This window comes from Mycobacterium pseudoshottsii JCM 15466, from assembly GCF_003584745.1.
In the GTDB taxonomy this organism is placed as follows: Bacteria; Actinomycetota; Actinomycetes; order Mycobacteriales; family Mycobacteriaceae; genus Mycobacterium; species Mycobacterium marinum.
This window is the reverse complement of record NZ_AP018410.1, coordinates 1199899-1220874: the sequence shown is the minus strand read 5'-3', so window position 1 is coordinate 1220874 and position 20976 is coordinate 1199899. Positions and strand designations below refer to the sequence as shown.

General features: G+C 64.5%; 23 protein-coding genes, 3 tRNA genes and 2 pseudogenes. 13 read left to right on the top strand and 15 right to left on the bottom strand.

The features are described 5' to 3' along the window. The first annotated feature begins 102 nt into the window (after positions 1 to 102). The 10 genes and pseudogenes from MPSD_RS05535 (at position 103) to MPSD_RS05490 (ending at position 11015) form a co-directional block, all read left to right on the top strand. Positions 103 to 1503, top strand: a complete 1401-nt coding sequence (locus tag MPSD_RS05535; RefSeq protein WP_232022761.1) for an amidase — start codon at positions 103 to 105, stop codon at positions 1501 to 1503. A 50-nt stretch (positions 1504 to 1553) separates the two neighbouring features. Next, positions 1554 to 2438, top strand: coding sequence for an alpha/beta fold hydrolase (locus MPSD_RS05530; RefSeq protein WP_020788601.1), 885 nt, complete (start codon positions 1554 to 1556; stop codon positions 2436 to 2438). A gap of 164 nt (positions 2439 to 2602) precedes the next feature. Then, positions 2603 to 3988 (top strand): ABC1 kinase family protein, encoded by a 1386-nt coding sequence (locus MPSD_RS05525; protein ID WP_012392896.1) that lies wholly within the window; start codon positions 2603 to 2605, stop codon positions 3986 to 3988. Between the two features lie 9 nt (positions 3989 to 3997). Next, complete coding sequence (locus MPSD_RS05520; protein WP_020788602.1) at positions 3998 to 4942, top strand: alpha/beta fold hydrolase; 945 nt, start codon at positions 3998 to 4000, stop codon at positions 4940 to 4942. 96 nt (positions 4943 to 5038) lie between these two features. After that, positions 5039 to 5899, top strand: coding sequence for a mycolic acid methyltransferase MmaA1 (gene mmaA1, locus MPSD_RS05515; RefSeq protein WP_086085061.1), 861 nt, complete (start codon positions 5039 to 5041; stop codon positions 5897 to 5899). A gap of 146 nt (positions 5900 to 6045) precedes the next feature. Then, positions 6046 to 6912: a cyclopropane mycolic acid synthase MmaA2 gene (gene mmaA2, locus MPSD_RS05510; protein ID WP_086085060.1), complete on the top strand. Its 867-nt coding sequence runs from the start codon at positions 6046 to 6048 to the stop codon at positions 6910 to 6912. 133 nt (positions 6913 to 7045) lie between these two features. Continuing rightward, positions 7046 to 7927 (top strand): methoxy mycolic acid synthase MmaA3, encoded by an 882-nt coding sequence (gene mmaA3 / locus MPSD_RS05505; RefSeq protein ID WP_020788605.1) that lies wholly within the window; start codon positions 7046 to 7048, stop codon positions 7925 to 7927. A 142-nt stretch (positions 7928 to 8069) separates the two neighbouring features. Then, on the top strand, positions 8070 to 8969 hold the full coding sequence (gene mmaA4, locus MPSD_RS05500) for a hydroxymycolate synthase MmaA4 (protein WP_015354646.1): 900 nt from the start codon (positions 8070 to 8072) through the stop codon (positions 8967 to 8969). A gap of 104 nt (positions 8970 to 9073) precedes the next feature. After that, a pseudogene (locus tag MPSD_RS05495) lies at positions 9074 to 9773 on the top strand (YciI family protein). Between the two features lie 15 nt (positions 9774 to 9788). Continuing rightward, a complete protein-coding gene (locus MPSD_RS05490; protein ID WP_086085059.1) occupies positions 9789 to 11015 on the top strand; it encodes an RNA polymerase sigma factor in 1227 nt (408 codons plus the stop codon). An 86-nt stretch (positions 11016 to 11101) separates the two neighbouring features. On the opposite strand, the gene rplA is transcribed toward MPSD_RS05490, so the two are convergent. From rplA to MPSD_RS05430, 12 genes are all read right to left on the bottom strand, one after another. Beyond that, positions 11102 to 11809, bottom strand: coding sequence for a 50S ribosomal protein L1 (rplA, locus tag MPSD_RS05485; RefSeq protein WP_012392888.1), 708 nt, complete (start codon positions 11807 to 11809; stop codon positions 11102 to 11104). An 87-nt stretch (positions 11810 to 11896) separates the two neighbouring features. After that, positions 11897 to 12325 (bottom strand): 50S ribosomal protein L11, encoded by a 429-nt coding sequence (gene rplK, locus MPSD_RS05480; RefSeq protein ID WP_020788607.1) that lies wholly within the window; start codon positions 12323 to 12325, stop codon positions 11897 to 11899. Between the two features lie 46 nt (positions 12326 to 12371). Then, positions 12372 to 13085, bottom strand: coding sequence for a transcription termination/antitermination protein NusG (gene nusG, locus MPSD_RS05475; RefSeq protein WP_020788608.1), 714 nt, complete (start codon positions 13083 to 13085; stop codon positions 12372 to 12374). Between the two features lie 31 nt (positions 13086 to 13116). Next, positions 13117 to 13593, bottom strand: coding sequence for a preprotein translocase subunit SecE (secE, locus tag MPSD_RS05470; protein ID WP_086085058.1), 477 nt, complete (start codon positions 13591 to 13593; stop codon positions 13117 to 13119). Between the two features lie 148 nt (positions 13594 to 13741). Beyond that, a tRNA-Trp gene (locus MPSD_RS05465) sits at positions 13742 to 13814 on the bottom strand. 147 nt (positions 13815 to 13961) lie between these two features. Then, positions 13962 to 14462, bottom strand: a complete 501-nt coding sequence (hadC, locus tag MPSD_RS05460) for a (3R)-hydroxyacyl-ACP dehydratase subunit HadC (RefSeq protein ID WP_011738998.1) — start codon at positions 14460 to 14462, stop codon at positions 13962 to 13964. Between the two features lie 10 nt (positions 14463 to 14472). After that, positions 14473 to 14901 (bottom strand): (3R)-hydroxyacyl-ACP dehydratase subunit HadB, encoded by a 429-nt coding sequence (gene hadB, locus MPSD_RS05455; protein WP_020788610.1) that lies wholly within the window; start codon positions 14899 to 14901, stop codon positions 14473 to 14475. Beyond that, on the bottom strand, positions 14888 to 15367 hold the full coding sequence (gene hadA, locus MPSD_RS05450; protein WP_015354643.1) for a (3R)-hydroxyacyl-ACP dehydratase subunit HadA: 480 nt from the start codon (positions 15365 to 15367) through the stop codon (positions 14888 to 14890). The genes hadB and hadA overlap by 14 nt, the downstream gene beginning before the upstream one ends. Before the next feature lie 50 nt (positions 15368 to 15417). Next, positions 15418 to 15585 carry a 50S ribosomal protein L33 gene (gene rpmG / locus MPSD_RS05445; RefSeq protein WP_011738995.1) on the bottom strand — a complete coding sequence of 56 codons (168 nt, stop codon included), beginning with the start codon at positions 15583 to 15585 and terminating at the stop codon, positions 15418 to 15420. 47 nt (positions 15586 to 15632) lie between these two features. Then, a tRNA-Met gene (locus MPSD_RS05440) sits at positions 15633 to 15706 on the bottom strand. Positions 15707 to 15758: 52 nt separating this feature from the next. Further along, a tRNA-Thr gene (locus MPSD_RS05435) sits at positions 15759 to 15831 on the bottom strand. Positions 15832 to 15972: 141 nt separating this feature from the next. Beyond that, positions 15973 to 16182: a type II toxin-antitoxin system VapB family antitoxin gene (locus MPSD_RS05430; RefSeq protein WP_012392884.1), complete on the bottom strand. Its 210-nt coding sequence runs from the start codon at positions 16180 to 16182 to the stop codon at positions 15973 to 15975. 123 nt (positions 16183 to 16305) lie between these two features. On the opposite strand from MPSD_RS05430, the gene MPSD_RS05425 reads away from it, so the two are divergent. The 3 genes from MPSD_RS05425 to MPSD_RS05415 all read left to right on the top strand — a co-directional run bounded on the left by MPSD_RS05425 (position 16306) and on the right by MPSD_RS05415 (position 18823). Continuing rightward, on the top strand, positions 16306 to 17022 hold the full coding sequence (locus MPSD_RS05425; protein ID WP_015354642.1) for an MBL fold metallo-hydrolase: 717 nt from the start codon (positions 16306 to 16308) through the stop codon (positions 17020 to 17022). A gap of 160 nt (positions 17023 to 17182) precedes the next feature. Next, entirely contained in the window at positions 17183 to 18046 is an 864-nt protein-coding gene (locus tag MPSD_RS05420) for a hypothetical protein (protein WP_036426906.1), read from the top strand. Between the two features lie 81 nt (positions 18047 to 18127). Then, entirely contained in the window at positions 18128 to 18823 is a 696-nt protein-coding gene (locus MPSD_RS05415; RefSeq protein ID WP_020788612.1) for a crotonase/enoyl-CoA hydratase family protein, read from the top strand. 28 nt (positions 18824 to 18851) lie between these two features. Here MPSD_RS05415 and MPSD_RS05410 read toward each other — a convergent pair whose 3' ends face one another. The 3 genes and pseudogenes from MPSD_RS05410 to MPSD_RS05400 form a co-directional block, all read right to left on the bottom strand. Continuing rightward, positions 18852 to 19856, bottom strand: coding sequence for a patatin-like phospholipase family protein (locus MPSD_RS05410; protein ID WP_015354639.1), 1005 nt, complete (start codon positions 19854 to 19856; stop codon positions 18852 to 18854). A 22-nt stretch (positions 19857 to 19878) separates the two neighbouring features. Then, on the bottom strand, positions 19879 to 20343 hold the full coding sequence (gene cynS, locus MPSD_RS05405; RefSeq protein WP_443677301.1) for a cyanase: 465 nt from the start codon (positions 20341 to 20343) through the stop codon (positions 19879 to 19881). 85 nt (positions 20344 to 20428) lie between these two features. Beyond that, positions 20429 to 20942, bottom strand: a pseudogene (locus MPSD_RS05400) (nitroreductase family protein). Between the last annotated feature and the right edge of the window lie 34 nt (positions 20943 to 20976).

Sequence of the window (20976 nt, the reverse complement as noted above, 5' to 3'; positions counted from 1 at the left end):
GACTCGACAAAGCTATTGGGCAACCCTTTGGCGGCCCTTTGGCACAGCATGTCGACCATCGAATGCTGCCCGTGTTCGCTACGTTGATCAACCGTGGCGGATGTGAGCGACATCGATCCGTGCTACGCAACGATCGCTGAGCTTTCGCACGCGTTCGCGACTCGGGCGCTCTCTCCGGTGGAGGTCACCAGAGCGCACCTGCAACGCATCGACCGGCTCAATCCCGTGCTGCACCCATATATGACGGTGCTGGCCGACAGCGCACTCGATGAGGCGAGACAAGCCGAGGAACAGATCGCACGCGGTAACCACCGCGGCCGGCTGCATGGTGTTCCGATTGCCGTGAAGGATCTCTGTTTTACCCAGGGGATCCCAACCACCGCGGGCATGGCGATCCATCGGGATTTCAGACCCAGCTACGACGCAACGGTGGTTTCCCGTTTGCGGCGGGCCGGAGCGGTGCTGCTGGGGAAGCTGCATATGTGCGAGGCCGCCGGCGCCGAGTACCACCCGGATTTCCCGGCGGTGGTGAACCCGTGGAGCGCCGAACGCTGGGCCGGAGCGTCGTCCAGCGGCTCGGCCGTGGCCACCGTCACCGGGTTGTGCACGGCCAGCCTCGGCAGCGACACCGGCGGGTCGATTCGCACTCCGTGCACGATGACCGGAGCCACCGGCCTCAAGCCGACCTGGGGACGCGTCAGCGTCCACGGTGTGTTCGCGATGGCGCCGTCACTGGACACCATCGGACCGATGGCGCGAAACGCCGAGGACACCGGCCATGTGTTGCGGGCGATCGCCGGTGCCGACCCGCAGGATCCAACCGCCACCAGAGTTGGGGTACCCGAGTACGTGACGGGTTCACCCGAGATTCGCACCGTGCGGATCGGGTTCGATCCGGAGTACGCGCTCGGCGGGGTCGAGCCCGATGTGGCGCGGGTGGTCCGCACCGCGCTGCGCGTGCTGGCGGACCTCGGCGCGGACATTCGCGAGGTGTCGCTGCCGTCGACCGCGGCGCTGGCGGCCGGGTGGGGGGCTTATGTGGGAGCCCAAATCGCCGTCGTGCACGAGCGGACCTATCCGTCCCGATCCGCGGAGTACGGCCCATTCGCAAGCCAGCTCCTGGACGCCGGTCACGCGGTGTCCGGCATGGAGATCGCCCGCATCCAGCGCGAGCGAAACCTGTTCGCCGGGAGACTGGCGGCGCTGTTCGAGGATGTCGACTTGCTCGTCGCGCCCGTCTTGCCGCTGGCGAACCTGACCCTCGATCGGTTCAGGGAGTTGCTGTTCAATCCCGAGACTCTGCCGGACTTGCTGCGCTTCACCGGACCGTTCAACTTCTCCGGCAGCCCGACGATCACCCTGCCGGGCGGCTTCGATTCCCACGGCGGACCGATCGGTTTCCAATTCGTGGCTCGACACTTCGATGAACCGCTGCTGATCCGGGCCGGGCGAGCCTTTCAAAGCGCCACCGACTGGCATCTTCGCCACCCACCCGTGCAATGAGCCTCGTGCCGCCGCGACGCGGGCGTCGCGGCGGTAGGTAGAAATGAGGCGTGCGCACCAGCAGCGGCGTTGCGCGCCGCGAGACGACTACGGGCGACGTCGAACTGTTCTACGAAGAACTGGGCGACCCGAGCGGTCAGCCGGTGCTGCTCATCATGGGTTTGGGCGCCCAGCTGCCGATGTGGCCGGACGAATTCTGCGCCCGCCTGGTCGCGGCCGGCTACCGCGTCATCCGATTCGATCATCGCGACACCGGTCTGTCGGCCAAGATGCGCGGGATGCGCGCACCGGGCTCGGTCTACCGACGGATAGGGCGCTACCTGCTGGGCCGGCCCAGCCCGGTGCCCTACACCCTGCTCGACATGACCGAGGACGTTGCGGCCCTGCTGGACCACTTGTCCATCGCCCGGGCACACGTGGTGGGGGCGTCACTGGGCGGCATGATCGCCCAGATCCTGGCCGCCGATCAGCCCCAGCGAGTGGCGTCGTTGGGAATCATCATGTCGACCACCGGAAAGGCGTTCTCGGCGCCACCGGCGTGGCGGGTCATCAAGCTGGCGTTCGGCCAGCCCGGCCCGAACGCGTCTGCCGAAGAGAAGCTGGCATTCGAGGTGCGCAACGTCGCCGTGTTCAACGGGCCCAACTTTTTGCCGCCTCAAAGCGACCTGCGCCAGCGCGTGCGGCTACTCGCCGACCGCTGCAACTACCCGCCAGGCATGCTGCGCCAGTTTGATGCCGTGCTGGGCACCGGCAGCCTGCTCGGGTACAGCAAGGCGATCACTGCGCCGACGGTGGTGCTGCATGGTTCGGCAGACCCGATGGTGCGGCTGCGCAACGGGCGGGCGGTCGCCGCGGCGATCCCGGACGCACGCTTCGTCGTTGTCGACGGAATGGGCCATGATCTCCCCCAGCCGGTATGGCGCCCAATATTGTAAACCCTTACCGAAAACTTCTCGCGAGCCGCGCCGCCGCACGTGTAATCATTGCGAAATTCCGGCCTGATTTTCGCAATGGAGGCACGCTCGGCGAGCATTACCCAGCGCGTGAATGGGCTCACAACAATTGTGACTTGACACTGTCGATTTGGCACACTGCTCAAATGACTACTACCAAACACCGCGAGGTGGCCAAGCTGGACCGGGTGCCGTTGCCGGTCGAAGCGGCCCGGGTAGCCGTCACTGGTTGGCAGGTCACCCGCACCGCGGCTCGCTTCGTCACGAAGCTGCCGGGCAAAGGATTCGCCTCGTCCTGGCAGCAGAAGATCATCAAGGAGATCCCGCAGACGTTCGCCGACCTGGGCCCGACCTACGTCAAGTTCGGTCAGATCATCGCGTCCAGCCCGGGAGCGTTCGGCGAGTCACTGTCGCGGGAATTCCGCGGACTGCTGGACCGGGTGCCGCCGGCCGACACCGACCAGGTGCACAAGCTGTTCGTCGAGGAGCTCGGCGCCGAACCGGCCGAACTGTTCGCCGCTTTCGAAGAAGAGCCCTTCGCATCGGCCTCCATCGCGCAGGTCCACTACGCGACGCTCAAGACCGGCGAGGAGGTGGTGGTCAAGATCCAGCGCCCGGGCATCCGCCGCCGGGTGGCCGCCGATCTGCAAATCCTGCAGCGCTTTGCTCAGGCCGTCGAACTGGCGAAATTGGGCCGTCGACTCTCGGCTCAAGACGTTGTCGCCGACTTCTCCGACAACCTCGCCGAGGAGCTGGATTTTCGTCTCGAGGCGCAGTCGATGGATGCCTGGGTCGCACACCTGCACGCGTCCCCGCTGGGCCGCAACATCCGGGTGCCACAGGTGCACTGGAACTTCACCAGCGAACGGGTGCTGACGATGGAGCGGGTGCACGGCGTCCGCATCGACAATGTCGCCGCCATCCGCAAGGCCGGCTTCGACGGCACCGAGCTGGTCAAAGCGCTGCTGTTCAGCGTGTTCGAGGGCGGGCTGCGGCACGGGCTGTTCCACGGCGACCTGCACGCGGGCAACCTCTACGTGGACGAGGAAGGCCGCATCGTCTTCTTCGATTTCGGCATCATGGGCCGCATCGATCCGCGCACCCGATGGCTGCTGCGTGAGCTGGTGTACGCGCTGCTGGTGAAGAAGGACCACGCCGCGGCCGGCAAGATCGTGGTGCTGATGGGCGCCGTCGGGACGATGAAGCCCGAGGCGCAGGCCGCCAAGGACCTGGAGAAATTCGCCACGCCGCTGACGATGCAGTCGCTGGGCGACATGTCCTACGCCGACATCGGTCGTCAGCTCTCGGCGCTGGCCGACGCCTACGACGTCAAGCTGCCTCGCGAGCTGGTGCTGATCGGCAAACAGTTCCTCTACGTCGAGCGGTACATGAAGCTGCTGGCTCCGAAGTGGCAGATGATGTCCGATCCGCAGCTGACCGGTTACTTCGCCAATTTCATGGTCGAGGTGAGCCGCGAGCATCAGGGCGACTCCAGCGACGCCAGCGGCGATGCCAGCGACGTCGAGGCGTAGCGAATCGCGATGGAAATCCGCACCGGCTATGCCCAATCAGGGGTCGGATCGGGGGCCACGTCCGAGCGGCAGCCCGCCGGTGATCTGAAGCTATACTACGAGGACATGGGCGACATCAACGCCCCGCCCGTCCTGCTGATCATGGGCCTCGGCGCCCAGCTGTTGCTGTGGCGCACCGGGTTTTGCCAGAAGCTGGTCGACCAGGGCCTGCGTGTCATCCGCTACGACAACCGCGATGTCGGCCTGTCCACCAAGATGGAGCAGCCCAGCGCCAGGCAACCCCTGATGCCGCAGTTGATCCGCTCCTGGCTGGGCCGGCGCAGCCAAACGCCATACACGCTGGAAGACACGGCCGACGATGCGGCGGCGCTACTGGACCACCTCGATATCGAGCGGGCCCACATTGTCGGGGCCTCGATGGGCGGCATGATCGCCCAGATCTTCGCCGCACGCTTTGCCGAGCGGACCAACTCGCTGGCGGTCATCTTCTCCAGCAACAATCGCCCGTTTCTGCCGCCGCCGGCACCCCGGGCCTTGCTCGCGGTGCTCAACGGCCCGCCCCCGGGCTCGCCGCGCGAAGTGATCATCGACAACGTCGTGCGGGTCACCAGGATCACCGGCAGTCCGGGTTACCAACCGACCGAGGAGTGGATTCGCGCTGACGCCGCGGAGAACTACGACCGCAGCTACTACCCGTGGGGCATCCGCCGACAGTTCAGCGCGGTCCTGGGCAGTGGCAGCCTGTTGGGCTACAACCGCCGGACCGTGGCACCCACCGTGGTGATCCACGGACGCGCCGACAAGCTGATGCGCCCCTTCGGCGGGCGGGCCGTCGCCAAAGCCATCAACGGCGCCCGGATGGTGGAATTCGACGGGATGGGCCATGACCTGCCACGGCAACTCTGGGACCAGGTGATCGGCGTCCTCACGGGCAACTTCGAGCAGGCCGAATAGCCCGTAATAGGGCGCCCGGTATCTGATACGGCTTTCTCACGACCAGTTTCGGTGATTGCCGCCGAGCGGTACCGTTGGCGCAGGAGGTTGCGCCAAATGGCCGAACTGAAACCGTATTTTGAAGACTCCCAAGCAACATACGACATTTCAGACGAATTCTTCGGCCTGTTCTTGGACCCCACCTGGGTATATACCTGCGCCTACTTCGAGCGCGACGACATGACCCTCGAAGAAGCTCAATTGGCGAAGCTCGATTTGGCGTTGGACAAGCTGCACCTCGAGCCCGGGATGACCCTGCTCGACGTCGGCTGCGGCTGGGGCGGTGCGCTGGTCCGGGCGGTCGAGAAATATGACGTCAACGTCATCGGTCTGACCCTCAGCCGCAACCACTGCCAGCGCAGCCAGGACCGGCTGGCCGCGCTCGGCACCAAGCGGCGGGCCGAGGCGCGGCTGCAGGGCTGGGAAGAGTTCGACGAGCAGGTGGACCGGATCGTCTCATTCGAGGCGTTCGATGCCTTCCGCAAAGAACGCTATGGCGCATTTTTCCAGCGCTCCTACGACATCCTCCCTGCTGGCGGCAGCCTGTTGTTGCACAGCCTGTTCACCTACGACCGCAGGTGGCTACACGAACAGGGCATAGCCCTGACCATGAGCGATCTGCGGTTCCTCAAGTTCCTGCGGGAGTCGATTTTCCCGGGCGGCGAGGTGCCGTCCGAATCCGACATCGTCGACAATGCCCAGGCCGCCGGTTTCGCCGTCGAACAGATCCAACTCATACAGCAGCACTACGCGCACACCCTGGACATCTGGGCCGCCAATCTGGCGGCCGCCCGGGATCGGGCCATCACCGTGCAGTCCGAACAGGTCTATGACAACTTCATGCACTACCTCACCGGATGCGCCGAGCGATTCCGCCGAGGCCTGGTCAACGTGGGCCAGTTCACCCTCACCAAATAGCGGCGAAGGAGGCGCTCACCACACTGGTTCGCGGTTTCGTGTGTCACCCCCGAATCGGATAACATCCCCCCAGAACGCTAGGGGGACGTTCCGGTGCCAATGCGCGCACCGCAGGGTCGGTTTCGGCCCGGAAAGGCATCAGGGTCATGGCCAAAGAGCTAAAGCCGCATTTCGACGACGTACAGGCGCATTACGACCTATCCGACGATTTCTTCCGGCTTTTTCTGGACCCCACCCAGACCTACAGCTGCGCCTACTTCGAGCGCGATGACATGACGCTGGAAGAGGCGCAGATCGCCAAGATCGACCTGGCGCTGGGCAAGCTGGGCTTGGAGCCCGGCATGACACTGCTCGACGTCGGCTGCGGCTGGGGCGCCACCATGCGCCGCGCGATCGAGAAATACGACGTCAACGTCGTCGGCCTCACCCTGTCCAAGAACCAGGCCGCCCACGTGCAGAAATCGTTCGACCAGCTGGACACCGCACGCACCCGGCGGGTGCTGCTGGAGGGCTGGGAGCAGTTCGATGAGCCCGTCGACCGTATCGTCTCGATCGGCGCGTTCGAGCACTTCGGTCACGACCGTTACGGCGACTTCTTCACCCTGGCCCACAACATCTTGCCCAGCGACGGGGTGATGCTGCTGCACACGATCACGGGGCTGACCTTCCAGCAAGCCACCGACCGCAGCATGCCGTTGACGTTCGAGATAGCCCGGTTCATCAAGTTCATCGTGACCGAGATCTTCCCGGGCGGGCGGTTGCCGTCGATCGAGAAGGTGGCCGACCATTCGTCGAAGGCGGGCTTCACGCTGACGCGCCGCCAGTCGCTGCAGCCGCACTACGCCAGGACCCTGGACCTGTGGGCCCAAGCCCTGCAAGCCCGCCGGGACGAGGCCATCGAGGTTCAGTCCGAAGAAGTCTATGAGCGCTACATGAAATACCTGACCGGCTGCGCCGACGGCTTCCGCGTCGGTTACATCGACGTCAACCAGTTCACCCTGGAGAAGTCGTGATATCGCGGCGGTCCGATTCGGATCGACGCGGACCAGCGGGAACGCCGTCAAATGCATAGGAAACGCTTCGCCGCGTGTAGGGTGCCGATGAATGGTCACCTCGTGAGGGTGTCGGTCCCGATCGGGAGGGCAAATGTCCGGTAAAGCAGTAGCCGCTTCGCGCAAGCGGTCCAATCTCGACGATGTTCAGGCTCATTACGACCTGTCCAACGAGTTTTTTGCGCTGTTCGTGGACCCGACCAGGACCTACAGCTGCGCCTACTTCCCGCGCGAGGACATGACCTTGCAGGAAGCGCAGATCGCCAAGATCGATCTGACGCTGGACAAGCTGGGACTGACACCCGGGATGACGTTGCTCGACATCGGTTGCGGCTGGGGTTCGGTGCTCAAGCGGGCCGTCGAGAAGTACGACGTCAACGTCGTCGGGCTGACCCTGTCCAAGAACCAGCACGCGTACTGCCAGCAGGTACTCGACGAGGTCGACACCAATCGCTCCCACCGGGTCCTGCTGCGCGACTGGGCGGAATTCGATGAGCCGGTTGACCGTATCGTCACCATCGAAGCGTTGGAGCACTTCGGCTTTCACCGTTACGACGACTTCTTCAAGTTCACCTACGAGGCCCTGCCCGCCGACGGTGTGATGCTGCTGCACGCGATCACCGGGTTGCACCCCAAGCAGGTCATGGAGCGCGGCATCCCGTTGACCATGGAGATGGCCAAGTTCATCCGGTTCATCGTGACCGACATCTTCCCGGGTGGGCGGTTGCCGATGATCGAGACCGTCGAAGAGCACGCGGACAAGGTGGGGTTCAAGGTGGCCCGGCGGCAGTCGCTGCAACTCGACTTCGCCAAGACACTGGACTTCTGGGCCGAGGCCTTGGAGGAGCGCAGGGACGAAGCGATCAAGATCCAGTCAGAAGAGGTCTACGAGGGGTACATGAAGTACCTGACCGGCTGCGCCCGCGCATTCCGGATCGGCTACATCGACTGCAATCAGTTCACTCTGGCCAAGTAGACTTTCCTGCCACAGTAAGGGGTACGGGCGCGGGCTAACCTTCCGCGCCGCCAGTTAATGCGAGAATCCCGTACGGGCGCATAGTCAGGGCGAGGCTTCGCGGGTGCGTCGGAGCTGCGAACATCAGGAGAACAGGACGACAATGGCTGAAATTCCGCCGACACCAACGAAGATGCGGACGCGCTCGGAAGACATCCAGGCGCACTACGACGTCTCCGACGATTTCTTCGCCCTGTTCCAGGACCCCACCCGGATCTACAGCTGCGCGTACTTCGAGCCGCCGGAGCTCACCCTCGAAGAAGCCCAGTACGCCAAGATCGACCTCAACCTTGACAAGCTGGACCTCAAGCCGGGCATGACCCTGCTGGACATCGGCTGCGGCTGGGGCACCACCATGAAGCGCGCGGTCGAGCGGTTCGATGTCAACGTGATCGGCCTGACGTTGTCCAAGAATCAGCACGCCCGCTGCGAGAGTGTGCTGGGCGAGATCGACACCAACCGCTCACGGCAGGTGCGGCTGCACGGCTGGGAAGACTTCAACGAGCCAGTCGACCGGATCGTCTCGATCGAGGCCTTCGAGCACTTCGGGCACGAGAACTACGACGACTTCTTCAAACGATGCTTCGACATCATGCCCGAGGACGGCCGGATGACCGTCCAGAGCAGCGTCAGCTACCACCCCTTCGAAATGGCCGCCCGCGGCAAGAAGCTGACCTTCGAGACGGCGCGCTTCATCAAGTTCATCGTGACCGAGATCTTCCCGGGCGGGCGGTTGCCGTCGACGGGGATGATGGTCGAACACGGCGAGAAGGCTGGTTTCGTCGTCCCCGAGCCGCTTTCGCTGCGCCCCCACTACATCAAGACGCTGCGGATCTGGGGCGACAACCTCGAGGCCAACAAGGAAAAGGCCATCGAGGTCACCTCCGAAGAGGTTTACAACCGCTACATCAAGTATCTGCGCGGCTGCGAACACTACTTCACCGACGAGATGCTGGACTGCAGCCTGGTGACCTACCTCAAACCAGGTGCGGTTAGCGCCTGATTTCCGCGTATCCGGGCGCGGGTGTCGGATTGCCGCCACCTTGTTCGGCAAAAGGGTAGAGAGTGAGACAACGGGTTTCGCTCGCTATCCGGAGGTGACCGCAAATGCACTACTTCGCCTTGTTGATCAGCAAGGAGCGCGACCGCACACCCAGCGAGGGGGGCAGCCGAGATGGCGGCCTACGAAGCGTTCCATGCCCAGGCCGCCTCGGCGATCCGCGGCGGCGACGCGCTACTATCCGCCGCTGACGCCGCGCAGATCACCGGGGGCCCGAATGCGCCGGTCATTACCGACGGCCCGTTCGCCGAAGGCGCCGAGGTCGCGGGCGGATACTACGTATTCGAAACCGAGAACCTCGATGAGGTACTCGAACTGGCCCGTGCTATTCCGGCCGCCAAGTACGGTGCGGTTGAGGTGTGGCCGATGGCCGGGCCGGGTCTGCCCACACAGCCACTGCAGGGCAGCAATTGGATTGCGCTGTTGCTCGAGCCGCCCGAGCGAGCGGTCGCGCCCGGCACCCCGGAGTGGGAGGCAATGGCCGCACAGCACCAGCAGTTCGGCGCGGCGGCCAGCGAGCACATCAAGGCCGGCGCCGGCCTGCATCCGCCGTCCACGGCCACCACGGTGCGGGTGCGCGATGGCCAGGTTCTCATCACCGACGGCCCGTATGTCGAAGGCGCCGAGGTCGCCAATGGCTACTACGTGCTCAGCGCCGCAGACCGGGACGAGGCCGTCAAGTTGGCATCGATGATCCCCGCCTCGACCGTGCTGGTGCGAGGGCTGGCCGGCGTTTCGGGCCTCTAGCCTCAGACGTCACCAATGGCCAACCTGGACGGCGTCTTCCGCCGGGAGTGGGGATCTGCCGTCGCCGCGCTGGCGCGGTGGTCCGGCGACCTCACCATCGCCGAGGACGCCGCCCAGGAAGCCTGTGCCGAGGCGCTGCGCGCCTGGCCCCGGGACGGCCTACCCGACAGTCCCGGCGGCTGGCTGGTCACGGTGGCGCGCAACCGCGCGCGAGACCGGCTCAGACGCGAATCCGCTCGTCCCGCGAAAGAATTGGCCTACGTCGTGAACGACATCGGTGCTATCCGGGCGCGAACCGAACACAGCGACCCACATCCGGTTCGCGACGATGAGCTGCGCATGATGTTCACCTGCGCGCACCCGGCACTGGACCGCCAATCGCAACTGGCACTGACGCTGCGGTTGGTGTCCGGGTTGACCGTCACCGAGATCGCCCGGGCACTATTGCAGACCGATGCGGCCATCGGCCAGCGCATCACCCGCGCCAAGAACAAGATCCGCCATGCCAACATCCCGCTGCGGGTGCCGCCCGCGGAACTGTTGCCCGAACGCACGCCTCACGTACTGGGCTGCATCTACTCGGTGTTCACCGAGGGGTATTGGGCGACGGGAGGCCCGTCGGCGATTCGCGACGAGCTCTGCGATGAGGGGGGCCGGCTGGCGCAAGAGCTGTGCGCGCTGATGCCGCAGGAGCCGGAGACGCATGCCCTGGCGGCGCTGGTGTTGCTGCATGATTCACGACGGGCGAAGCGGGTGGACGAGGCCGGGGCCCTGGTGCCCCTCGACGAGCAAGACCAGTCCCGATGGGATCACGGCCGCATCGCCCGTGGGCTGGACCGGCTGCGGCGGGCCAGCGGATCCAGGGGCCCCTATCCACCGCAAGCGGTGATCGCCGCATTGCATGCGACCGCGCCGTCCTGGGAGCACACCGACTGGACCACCATCTGCGCGGCATATGACCGGCTGTTGCAGCTGACGGACTCGCCGGTGGTGGTAGCCAACCGCGCGCTGGCGGTGGGTTTCCGCGATGGTCCCGACGCCGGCCTGGCCGCACTGGAAGAAGTGGCCCACGACCCGCGGCTGAGCCACTCGAACCTGGTTGCGTCGGCGCGGGCCGACCTGTTGCGACGCGCCGGACGAGGCGCCGACGCGCTCCGGTGGTATCGAGTTGCGCTGGACTCCAACGGCTCCGAACCGAGCCGCGGGTTCCTGCAACGGCGCATCGCCGAATGCCAGGGGTAGACCTACCCGCCGAGCAGACACATAATCGCATCGCCTCGGCGATTTGGGTGCGATTTTGTGTCTGCTCGCGAGGGGGTCGCGAGGGGTTAGGCCTCGGTGAAGTTCCGGGTGACCGACGGGTCGACCGGGATGCCCGGCCCCGTGGTCGTCGACACGGTGATCTTCTTGAGGTAGCGGCCCTTGGACGCCGACGGCTTGAGCCGCAGCACCTCATCGATAGCGGCGCCATAGTTCTCCGCCAGCTTGTTCTCTTCGAAGGACGCCTTGCCGATGACGAAGTGCAGGTTGGCCTGCTTGTCCACCCGGAAGTTGATCTTGCCGCCCTTGATGTCGGCGACGGCCTTGGCGACGTCGGGAGTGACGGTGCCGGTCTTGGGGTTGGGCATCAGACCGCGCGGGCCCAGCACGCGGGCAATGCGCCCAACTTTCGCCATCTGGTCAGGCGTCGCGATCGCGGCGTCGAAGTCCAGGAAGCCGCCCTGGATCTTCTCGATCAGGTCGTCGCTGCCGACGATGTCGGCTCCGGCGGCGACGGCAGCGTCAGCCTTCTCACCCACTGCGAACACCGCGACACGGGCCGTCTTACCGGTGCCGTGCGGCAGGTTGACGGTGCCACGCACCATCTGGTCGGCCTTACGCGGGTCGACACCAAGCCGGATGGCCACCTCGACGGTCGCATCCTGCTTGGTCGATGAGGTCTCCTTGGCCAGCTTGGCGGCCTGCAGGGGGGTGTAGAGGTTGCTGCGGTCCACCTTCTCGGCCGCGGCGCGGTATGCCTTGCTGTTCTTGCTCATGTGTTATCCAATCCGATGTTGGGTCGTGGTTATCAAGCAGGCCGAAGCTGGCCCTCCCACGGGTCTTGATTTGTCGGTGCTGCAAACCTATTCGACGGTGATGCCCATCGACCGGGCGGTGCCGGCGATGATCTTGGCAGCGGCGTCGATGTCGTTGGCGTTGAGGTCCGTCTTCTTGGTCTCGGCGATTTCGCGAACCTGATCCCAGGTGACCTTGGCGACCTTGGTCTTGTGCGGCTCCGCGGAGCCCTTGGCCACGCCCGCGGCCTTGAGCAGCAGCTTGGCGGCCGGCGGCGTCTTCAGCGCGAACGTGAAGCTACGGTCCTCATAGACCGTGATCTCCACCGGAATAACGGTGCCACGCTGGCTTTCCGTCGCGGCGTTGTACGCCTTGCAGAACTCCATGATGTTGACGCCGTGCTGGCCCAACGCGGGGCCGACTGGCGGTGTCGGGTTGGCCTGCCCAGCTACGATCTGCAGCTTGATCAGACCGGCGACTTTCTTCTTCGGGGCCATGACGTCTCGATTGTTCCTTCCCTGATTAAAGACCTGGTTTGCCCAGTTAGATCTTGGAGACCTGGTTAAAGGTCAATTCCACCGGTGTTTCCCGGCCGAAGATGGAGACCAGCACCTTGAGCTTCTGCTGCTCCGCGTTGACCTCGTTGATTGTCGCCGGCAGGGTGGCAAACGGTCCGTCCATGACGGTGACCGATTCGCCGACTTCGTAGTCGACCTCGAGCACCGGGCGTTCCAAGCCGCCCGCTTCGGCGACGGCGGCGGTGCGGGCGGCCTTGGCGGTCTTCTTCGCGGCACCCCGCGGCAAGAGGAACTTCACCACGTCGTCAAGGGTGAGCGCCGACGGACGCGAGGTCGCACCGACGAACCCGGTGACTCCGGGCGTGTTGCGTACCGCGGCCCAGGAATCATCGGTCAGGTCCATCCGCACCAGGATGTAGCCGGGCAGCACCTTGCGGTTGACCTGCTTGCGCTGGCCGTTCTTGATCTCGGTCACCTCTTCGGTGGGCACTTCCACCTGGAAGATGTAGTCGCCGACGTCAAGGTTCTGCACACGGGTTTCGAGGTTGGCTTTGACCTTGTTCTCGTAGCCCGCGTAGGAGTGCACGACGTACCACTCGCCGGGCTTACTGCGCAGCTCCGCTTTGAGCGCAACGGCCGGGTCGACCTCTTCAGCCGGGACCTCTACGTCCGCAGGGATACCGGGCTCTTGCAGGTCGACCGCCTCACCCGCGGACGTGTCACCGTCGAAGGTAGTCACGGTCTTCAGTCCTCTCTATCACTTCGAAGTCTCAGCCGAACACCAACAGCATGAGCTTGCTCAAGCCCAAATCGGCGCTGCCGACCAGCGCCACCATGAAGGCCAGAAACACCAGCACCACTGACGTGTAGGTGAGCATCTGCTTGCGGTTGGGCCAGATCACCTTCCGCATCTCGGCTACAACCTGCTTCAGGTAGTTGTAGACGAATACGAACGGGCTGGCGGCCCGCGCCGCCGGCTTGCTGGCCGTCTTCGGCTTCTTGTCCTTGGCAGCCTTCGACGTTTCCTTTTTGGCGCCTTCCTCGGACGCCTGGGGCTCGGTCGATGACTGCTCGTCGTCGGCGTCTTCGGCTGCCGTCGCGCGCTGCCTGGACCGCTTGCCGGTCGGGCGTTGGGGACGCGCCGCCGATTTGGCTACCAGGGCAGTCCGGCCACCGCTGGCGCGGTCGTCCTCAGTTGCGCCGCCGTCACTCGTGGCGTCGTTGGCAGCGTCGCCCTCGTCGCTCACCGCGTGCTCCTTTGTTCGCTAACTGTCCCGCTGGCCGTCCCGCCGGCACCGGGGGACCCTCCCAGTGTCCAGCATGGCACGTTACCTATGGTCCGTCTCCTCCTCAGGCCATCGGGACCTGCATCGTCGTCGGACGTCTTGCCTTCAGCAGGGGCGACAGGACTTGAACCTGCAACCTGCGGTTTTGGAGACCGCTGCTCTGCCAGTTGAGCTACGCCCCTTCGCGGTTGGCGAGCCAACCAGCTTGTGCTCGGGGCTTACATGACACGCGCGCCCTCCGGTCGGTGATCGCGAACCGACGGACAGCGCGCTGATGTTGGGAAAACCCCGAGGTCCCAGTGTACATCGGCACAGGAGTCAGATACTAATTACGCGGTTCTGATGACCTGCCCGGTCTCTTTGTCCCATTTGAGCTTGGCGGAGCCGTCACCCTGCTGGCCCATCAAGGTGGTGTAGGCCTCCAGCACAACCTCCCCGTCGTCGTTGTGACAGACGTTCTTGGTGACAACGATGTCGGCACCGAAACGCTCATCCACCGAGTGCACTTCCATCCGGGCCCATAGCTTGTCCCCGGCCAACACCGGCTTGTAGAACACGAAGCGCTGGTCGACCTGGACGATCTGCATGGTCTCCATGCCGACGTCAACGTTGCGGAAGAAATCGGACTGAACCAGCTTGGCCAGGATCGACACAAAGGTCATCGGCGCGACGATGCCGCCATAGCCCAGTTTGGCGGCCGCATCCTCCTCGTAGCAGGCGGCATCGTCGCACTGGACCGACCGCGCGAACCCGCGAACCTGCTCGCGACCGACCACAAAGCAGTCTGGATATTTCCAGCTCATCCCGCGGATATCGGTCTTGAGAGCCATAGCTGCCCTCCTAAGCTAACTTGGCCGAAGCGATCGCCCGACCGAAGATTTTCTTGCCACCGGTGGCGGCCGTCAGCGCGATAGTCACCGACTTGCTGTCCGGATCCACCGACTTGACCCGGCCGTTGAAAACGAGTTCAGCGCCCTTGCCGTCGTTAGGCACCGGCACCACCGCCGTGAAACGCACGTTGTATTCGGTCACCGCGCCCGGGTCACCGACCCAGGACGTGACATAACCGCCGCCGATACCCATCGTCAGCATGCCGTGGGCGATCGCGGTGTCCAACCCGACCAACTTGGCGATCTCGTCGTCCCAGTGAATCGGGTTCAGGTCGCCCGAAACACCGGCGTAGTTCACCAGATCCTGGCGGGTCAGCGGGTAGGTCCGTTCGGGGAGCTGGTCTCCGACGTTGACCGAACTGAACTCACGCAGTGCCATCAGAAAATCCTTCTCCCCCGTCCTCGCCTACCCGACCCGCCAGGGTCGTCAAGGTCTCTTGGACGATCTCGCCTGCTTCGTTGGTGACAATGTTCCTGGTCACGATGATCTGCGTGTCGTGCGCCTCACGTACCGAATCCACATGGACATCGCAATGGAGGATGTCGCCCGCGACGATCGGCTTGGAGAATTTCAGGACCTGGTCCACCTGGACGATCTGCTGATCGCTGACCCCGATATTCGCGTGCTTGAAAAAGGCAGACTGGGCCTTGTACCCAAACACGCTGATGAACGTCAACGGAGCCAACAAACCCTTGTGTCCGAGGTCCGCGGCCGCCCCTTCCTCAAAGAACGACGCGTCGTCGTTCAGGACAGCCACGGCATACTCGCGGATTTTTTCCCGCTCCACCACATAATGATCGGGATACCGGAAATGCATCCCGACGATGTCTTCGGTCAAGGCCACGGTTCTAAAACCTACCTAATCACCGCAAACGACTCGTCGAGCACGGTCGGTTAACGCGTTTCGCGGTGAGCCTGGTGCGAACCGCAGTTGCGGCAGAACTTCTTCAGTTCCAGCCGGTCCGGGTCGTTACGACGGTTCTTCTTGGTGATGTAGTTGCGGTGCTTGCACACCTCGCATGCCAAGGTGATCTTCGGCCGGACATCGGTACTTGAAGCCATGGCGCTTTCTCTCTCAAATCTCTGTCAAAAATCTCGTTGTTGTGTTGTAGCGATGGCCGGACTCGAACCGGCGACCTAACGATTATGAGTCGTTCGCTCTAACCGACTGAGCTACATCGCCTCTGACCCAACCCGACTTGGGTCGGGGCCGCCCGCCTGCTCGGCGTCCGCCGAGCCCCCTAACGGAATCGAACCGTTGACCTTTTCCTTACCATGGAAACGCTCTACCGACTGAGCTAAGGGGGCCGTGCACCCGCGGCGACCGGTCGTGCCACGGGCAAAAAAGAGGGTACAACCTGCCCCGTGGCCTAACCAAACCACGAGCAAGATCGCGTGCGTCGCCCACCGATCTTCCCATCACCGCCGGAGGGTCGCGCACCACTGGGATCAGCCGCTACGACCGCCTTTGTGCGGATCCCAGACGCTGAGATCGCTGAACTCGTCGTACTCGTCGTCGCCACCACCGTTCTCGCCGGCCTCGGCGAGAAGGGTTCGTAGTGCGAGGTGGACGACCTCTCGCGGACCCGCCAGACGGTAGCGACGGATCGCTTCTTGGACCAGATCGTCGTCAATCTCGATCTCGACCTTCTTCAGCATGGGCCAACAATACCCACAGGGATGCCATGAGGAGCGACCAGGAGAACCCAGAGATCCCGCAGAAGTCACTGCGTCCGCCCCACCGGAATTGGACCTGTAACCGCGCGGATCTAGGCTGAAGGCGTGTCAGATTCGGATCGGTTGTACTTCCGGCAGCTGCTTTCCGGCCGCGACTTCGCCGTCAACGACATGATCGCCGCGCAAATGCGCAACTTCGCCTACCTGATCGGCGACCGCGAGACCGGGGACTGCGTCGTGGTCGACCCCGCCTACGCCGCCGGAGATCTCGTCAACGCGCTGGAAGCCGATGACATGCATTTATCCGGGGTTTTGGTGACCCACCATCATCCCGACCACGTCGGCGGCTCAATGATGGGTTTCGAGCTCAAGGGACTGGCCGAGCTGCTGGAGCGGGTTAGCGTGCCGGTGCACGTGAACACCCATGAAGCGGTGTGGGTTTCGCGCGTCACCGGCATCCCGATGAGCGACCTGACCACCCACGAGCACCGCGACAAGGTCAGCGTCGGCGATATCAAAATTGAGCTCCTGCACACGCCGGGCCACACCCCGGGCAGTCAGTGTTTCTTGCTCGATGGACGGTTGGTGGCCGGCGACACGCTATTCCTGGAAGGCTGTGGACGGACCGATTTTCCGGGCGGCGACTCCGATGAGATATTCCGCAGCCTGCAACAGCTTGCCGCGCTTCCGGGCGATCCGACGGTGTTCCCCGGGCATTGGTATTCGGCGGAACCGAGCGCGTCGCTGTCGGAGGTCAAGCGTTCCAATTTCGTCTACCGCGCCGCCGATCTGGCCCAGTGGCGCATGCTGATGGGTGGCTGACGGGCCCGCTCGCGTCCGGTTGCCGGGTACCCGCGAGGCGGCCATCGCTCACGTCGCCGCCGATTACACCCACGACAATGCGTGGGACGGCCGTCTACGATCAGGTCAGTTGGAGTTCGCCGCGTAATCGCTGCGGTGGTACAAGCGAAAGGTGCAGTCCATGGGGTGGGGGCAAAGCAATAGCTGGCAAGTGATGGCTGGGAAAGCCGGGACGGCCGGGTTAGGCAACGTCGAGTCCAGCACCTGGTTGGCCATTGCCGCCTGGGCAGCGCTGGCGGTTGTCGCCGTGGCGCTGATCGTGATGTATCGCCAGATCCAGCGCAACCAGCAGCTGACCTCCGAGCAGGCCAGACCCTACGTATCGATGCTGATGGGGCCGCACATCACGGACTGGCATGTGATCGAGCTGGTGGTCAGGAACTTCGGCCGCACCGCCGCCTACAACGTTCAGTTCTCCTTTCCCCGTCCTCCCACAGTGGCCGAATACGAGAATGCGTCCGACGGCTACGCCGATGTCGTGGAACTGCAGTTGCCCCGCGAGTTGCCGACGCTGGCACCCGGTCAGGAATGGCGGATGGTGTGGGACTCCGCGCTGGACCGCGCCGAAATCGGTCAGGGGGTTGAATCCCGCTTCGAGGGGACCGTGACCTACTACGACCGTCCCGACCAGCCGCGCGGGTGGCGATTCTGGCATCGGCCGCGGCGCCAACTGCAAACGCAGGTGGTGCTCGACTGGGAGGCGCTGCCGCCCGTCCAGCGGATCGAGCTGATGACCACCCACGATCTGGCAAAGCGGGAGAAGCAGAAGCTGGAGCTGCTGCGCAGCGTGCTGACCTATTTCCACTACGCCAGCAAGGAGACGCGCCCCGACGTCTTCCGCAGCGAGATCGAGCGGATCAATCGCGCCGTGGCGGAAACCCAGGACCGGTGGCGCACCCGGCAGGTCGACCAGCCCACCGACGTCAGCCTGCGCTGGGGCGATGTCGAAAACGAGCTGGGCAAACACCGCAACCAACAGGTCTGACGGTCCACAACATCCGGTCGCGCGGCACGCCGCCATGGTGATCTGATTCAATCGACGGGCTGCCGTATCGAAGGAGTAACCATGAGCGGGCCGGTCACCTACACCCACGACGACGCCATCGGCGTCATCCGAATGGATGACGGCAAAGTCAACGTGCTGGGCCCGACCATGCAGCAGGCACTCAACGAAGCGATTGACGCCGCCGACCGCGACAACGTCGGTGCGCTGGTGATCGCGGGCAACCATCGAGTGTTCAGCGGCGGCTTCGACCTCAAGGTGCTGACTTCGGGCGAGGCAAAGCCCGCGATCGACATGCTCCGCGGCGGATTCGAGCTGTCCTACCGGCTGTTGTCCTACCCCAAGCCGGTGGCGATCGCCTGCACCGGCCACGCGATCGCGATGGGCGCATTCCTGTTGTGCTCCGGCGACCACCGGGTGGCCGCCCACGCCTACAACATCCAGGCCAACGAGGTCGCGATCGGTATGACGATCCCCTACGCGGCGATGGAAGTGTTGAAGCTGCGGCTGACCCCGTCGGCATACCAGCAAGCCGCCGGACTAGCCAAGACCTTCTTCGGCGAAACCGCGCTGGCGGCCGGATTCATCGATGAGATCTCGCTTCCCGAGGTGGTGCTCAGCCGCGCCGAAGAGGCCGCGCGCGAATTCGCCGGACTCAATCAGCAGGCCCACAACGCCACCAAGTTGCGGGCCCGCGCTGAGGCACTCAAGGCCATCCGCGCCGCCATCGACGGGATCGAAGCAGAGTTCGGACTGTAGAAGTCCCCGTCGCCGGCCACCGCGCCGGCTAGCCGAACCGCCGGAACCGGTGCAGGTAGTCGGCCCAGTCCCAGGTCGACAGAAACGCCTCCGCCGCCGCATAGCCCCGCTGGTATAGCTCTTCCAGGCGGGCTCTGCCGATACCGAAATCGAGCACGCCGACGTCGGTCGATGCCACCGCGATCGTGCGGGCTCTGACCCACGGCTGGCTGAGATGGGCTTGATCGTGACCGACCAGCATGGTGGTGAACAGGCTTTCCAGCAGTGCCGACTGCTGCAGGAAACGCAGCGGCCGCAACGCGGGAAACGCCTGTTCGATGCCCTCCGCCAGTTTGGGTATCACCGTGATCCCGAAGGTGGGCCAGCGCGGCGGCTTGGTGTCGGTGCGGTCCAGTGAGTCGACCGGAAAGTTCGACAGCACACCGCCGTCGACGAGGGTGGAGCGCAGCCCATCGCTGCTGGTCAGCGTGACCGGTGGATAGATGAACGGAATCGCCATCGATGCGCGAACTGCCGATGCCACCGATTGTTCGGCCGGGTCCACCCCGTAGACCCGGCGATAGTCCCACGGCAGCCGCACCAGCTGCGCCCTGGTCACATCCGCGACCGTGATCGCCACCCGGTAGCGCTCTTCGGCCGGCAGCTCGTCGTCATCGAGGGCTAGATCACCAAATGTCGTCACGCCGAGGTTCTCGAGTTCGCTACGGATCCAGTCATATGCGGCGTCGCCGCGGTACATTGCCGAATCTCGCACCAACCCCCACGCGGAACCGAGGATCGGAACCGGTGCCGCGTCACGCCATGTGCTCAGCGGCACCGACAATGCGAGTTCGCGGATCTGGTCGCTGGAGAGCTGGTTACCCTGCGTCCCGGCGGCCGCGATCACCGCCACCACCGATCCGGCCGAAACGCCCGACACCCGATAGGGCTGATAGCCGTCGTCCATGAGCCGGGCGATCGCTCCGACCAAGCCCATGAACTTGACGCCGCCCCCGGACAAGACCAGGTCCACGGGCTTGGAACCGTGCTTCATCGACTGACCGCCCGCAATACCGTTACCCGCGGTTGTCTTCTGCCGAAACCCACTGGTAGGGAAGGAACTTTCCGTCCAGGGTCAGCACCACCCGGTCCCCCGTCGGATGGGATTTCTTGTGCATGTCAACGCTGAAGTTGATCGCGCTCATGATGCCGTCGCCGAACTGCTCGTGGATCAGCTCCTTGATGGCTCCACCGTAGACCTGAAGCGCCTCGTACAAGCGGTAGATGGTGGGGTCGGTCGGAACCGCGTCGGGCAGCCCGCCACGCATCGGCGGCGCCGCGAGCACCGCAACCACGGACTCGTCCAGGGCCAGCATCTCGACCAGAACCTTGCCCAGCTCGACGGGAATGGGGTGCTGGCCGAGCAACGCCGAGGTGGTCCACAGCACCGGCCGGTCGATGGCATCGGCAAGTTGTTGCCACGTCAACCCGCGCACCAACCGGGCGACGACGATCTCTTCGGTGATCTGGTTTCTGTTCATGGCCCCCAGCATGCCGGTCGGCGACGACGCCGCCTGCCTCAGGTGCTACCGGCAGGACCGGCCGCCGCCGGCCCGCCCGGGTGGATCACCAGCGTCCGTAGTGCACGACCTCGGCGAAGGCCCGCCGATTCGGCTTACGGATAGGAACGAGCGGGCGGTCAGCGGGATATCCGACGCCAAGCAGGTAGGCGACCAGGTGGTCGTCGGGGACACCGAGGATCGCGCGCGCCTTGTCCTGGTCGCCCACCGAGGAATGACCGGTGCCGATCCCCAAGTCGGTGGCCGCGATCATCATCGCCATCGTCGCCTGACCGACGTCGTACTGGTCTATCACCTTCCTGCGCTCATCCGGCGGGACCGGAATCACCAGGGCGATCGCGGCCGCGGCCGCGGCAATATGGCCGGCGCCCATCCAGACCGTCGAGAGTTCCTGCAGCGCAGACCGTTCGGTGACGAGGACAAAGTCCCACGGTTGGCGGTTCTTGGCCGATGGGGCCCGCCACCCGGCCTCGGCGATCCGGTTCAGGTCGTCCTCTGACACCGGCCGGCAGGTACTGACGCACATTGCGCCGCGCGCAGATCGCATCCCAAGCTTGCATGCAACCCATGCTGCCATCGCCGTGGTCGGGCCGG

Coding starts and splice junctions, on each gene's coding strand:
- MPSD_RS05525 (WP_012392896.1), top strand. CDS start 2,603: ATGACTACTACCAAACACCGCGAGGTGGCCAAGCTGGACCGGGTGCCG.
- MPSD_RS05520 (WP_020788602.1), top strand. CDS start 3,998: ATGGAAATCCGCACCGGCTATGCCCAATCAGGGGTCGGATCGGGGGCC.
- mmaA1 (WP_086085061.1), top strand. CDS start 5,039: ATGGCCGAACTGAAACCGTATTTTGAAGACTCCCAAGCAACATACGAC.
- mmaA2 (WP_086085060.1), top strand. CDS start 6,046: ATGGCCAAAGAGCTAAAGCCGCATTTCGACGACGTACAGGCGCATTAC.
- mmaA3 (WP_020788605.1), top strand. CDS start 7,046: ATGTCCGGTAAAGCAGTAGCCGCTTCGCGCAAGCGGTCCAATCTCGAC.
- mmaA4 (WP_015354646.1), top strand. CDS start 8,070: ATGGCTGAAATTCCGCCGACACCAACGAAGATGCGGACGCGCTCGGAA.
- MPSD_RS05490 (WP_086085059.1), top strand. CDS start 9,789: ATGGCCAACCTGGACGGCGTCTTCCGCCGGGAGTGGGGATCTGCCGTC.
- rplA (WP_012392888.1), bottom strand. CDS start 11,809: ATGAGCAAGAACAGCAAGGCATACCGCGCCGCGGCCGAGAAGGTGGAC.
- rplK (WP_020788607.1), bottom strand. CDS start 12,325: ATGGCCCCGAAGAAGAAAGTCGCCGGTCTGATCAAGCTGCAGATCGTA.
- hadC (WP_011738998.1), bottom strand. CDS start 14,462: ATGGCTCTCAAGACCGATATCCGCGGGATGAGCTGGAAATATCCAGAC.
- hadB (WP_020788610.1), bottom strand. CDS start 14,901: ATGGCACTGCGTGAGTTCAGTTCGGTCAACGTCGGAGACCAGCTCCCC.
- rpmG (WP_011738995.1), bottom strand. CDS start 15,585: ATGGCTTCAAGTACCGATGTCCGGCCGAAGATCACCTTGGCATGCGAG.
- MPSD_RS05430 (WP_012392884.1), bottom strand. CDS start 16,182: ATGCTGAAGAAGGTCGAGATCGAGATTGACGACGATCTGGTCCAAGAA.
- MPSD_RS05420 (WP_036426906.1), top strand. CDS start 17,183: ATGGGGTGGGGGCAAAGCAATAGCTGGCAAGTGATGGCTGGGAAAGCC.
- MPSD_RS05415 (WP_020788612.1), top strand. CDS start 18,128: ATGAGCGGGCCGGTCACCTACACCCACGACGACGCCATCGGCGTCATC.
- MPSD_RS05410 (WP_015354639.1), bottom strand. CDS start 19,856: ATGAAGCACGGTTCCAAGCCCGTGGACCTGGTCTTGTCCGGGGGCGGC.
- cynS (WP_443677301.1), bottom strand. CDS start 20,343: ATGAACAGAAACCAGATCACCGAAGAGATCGTCGTCGCCCGGTTGGTG.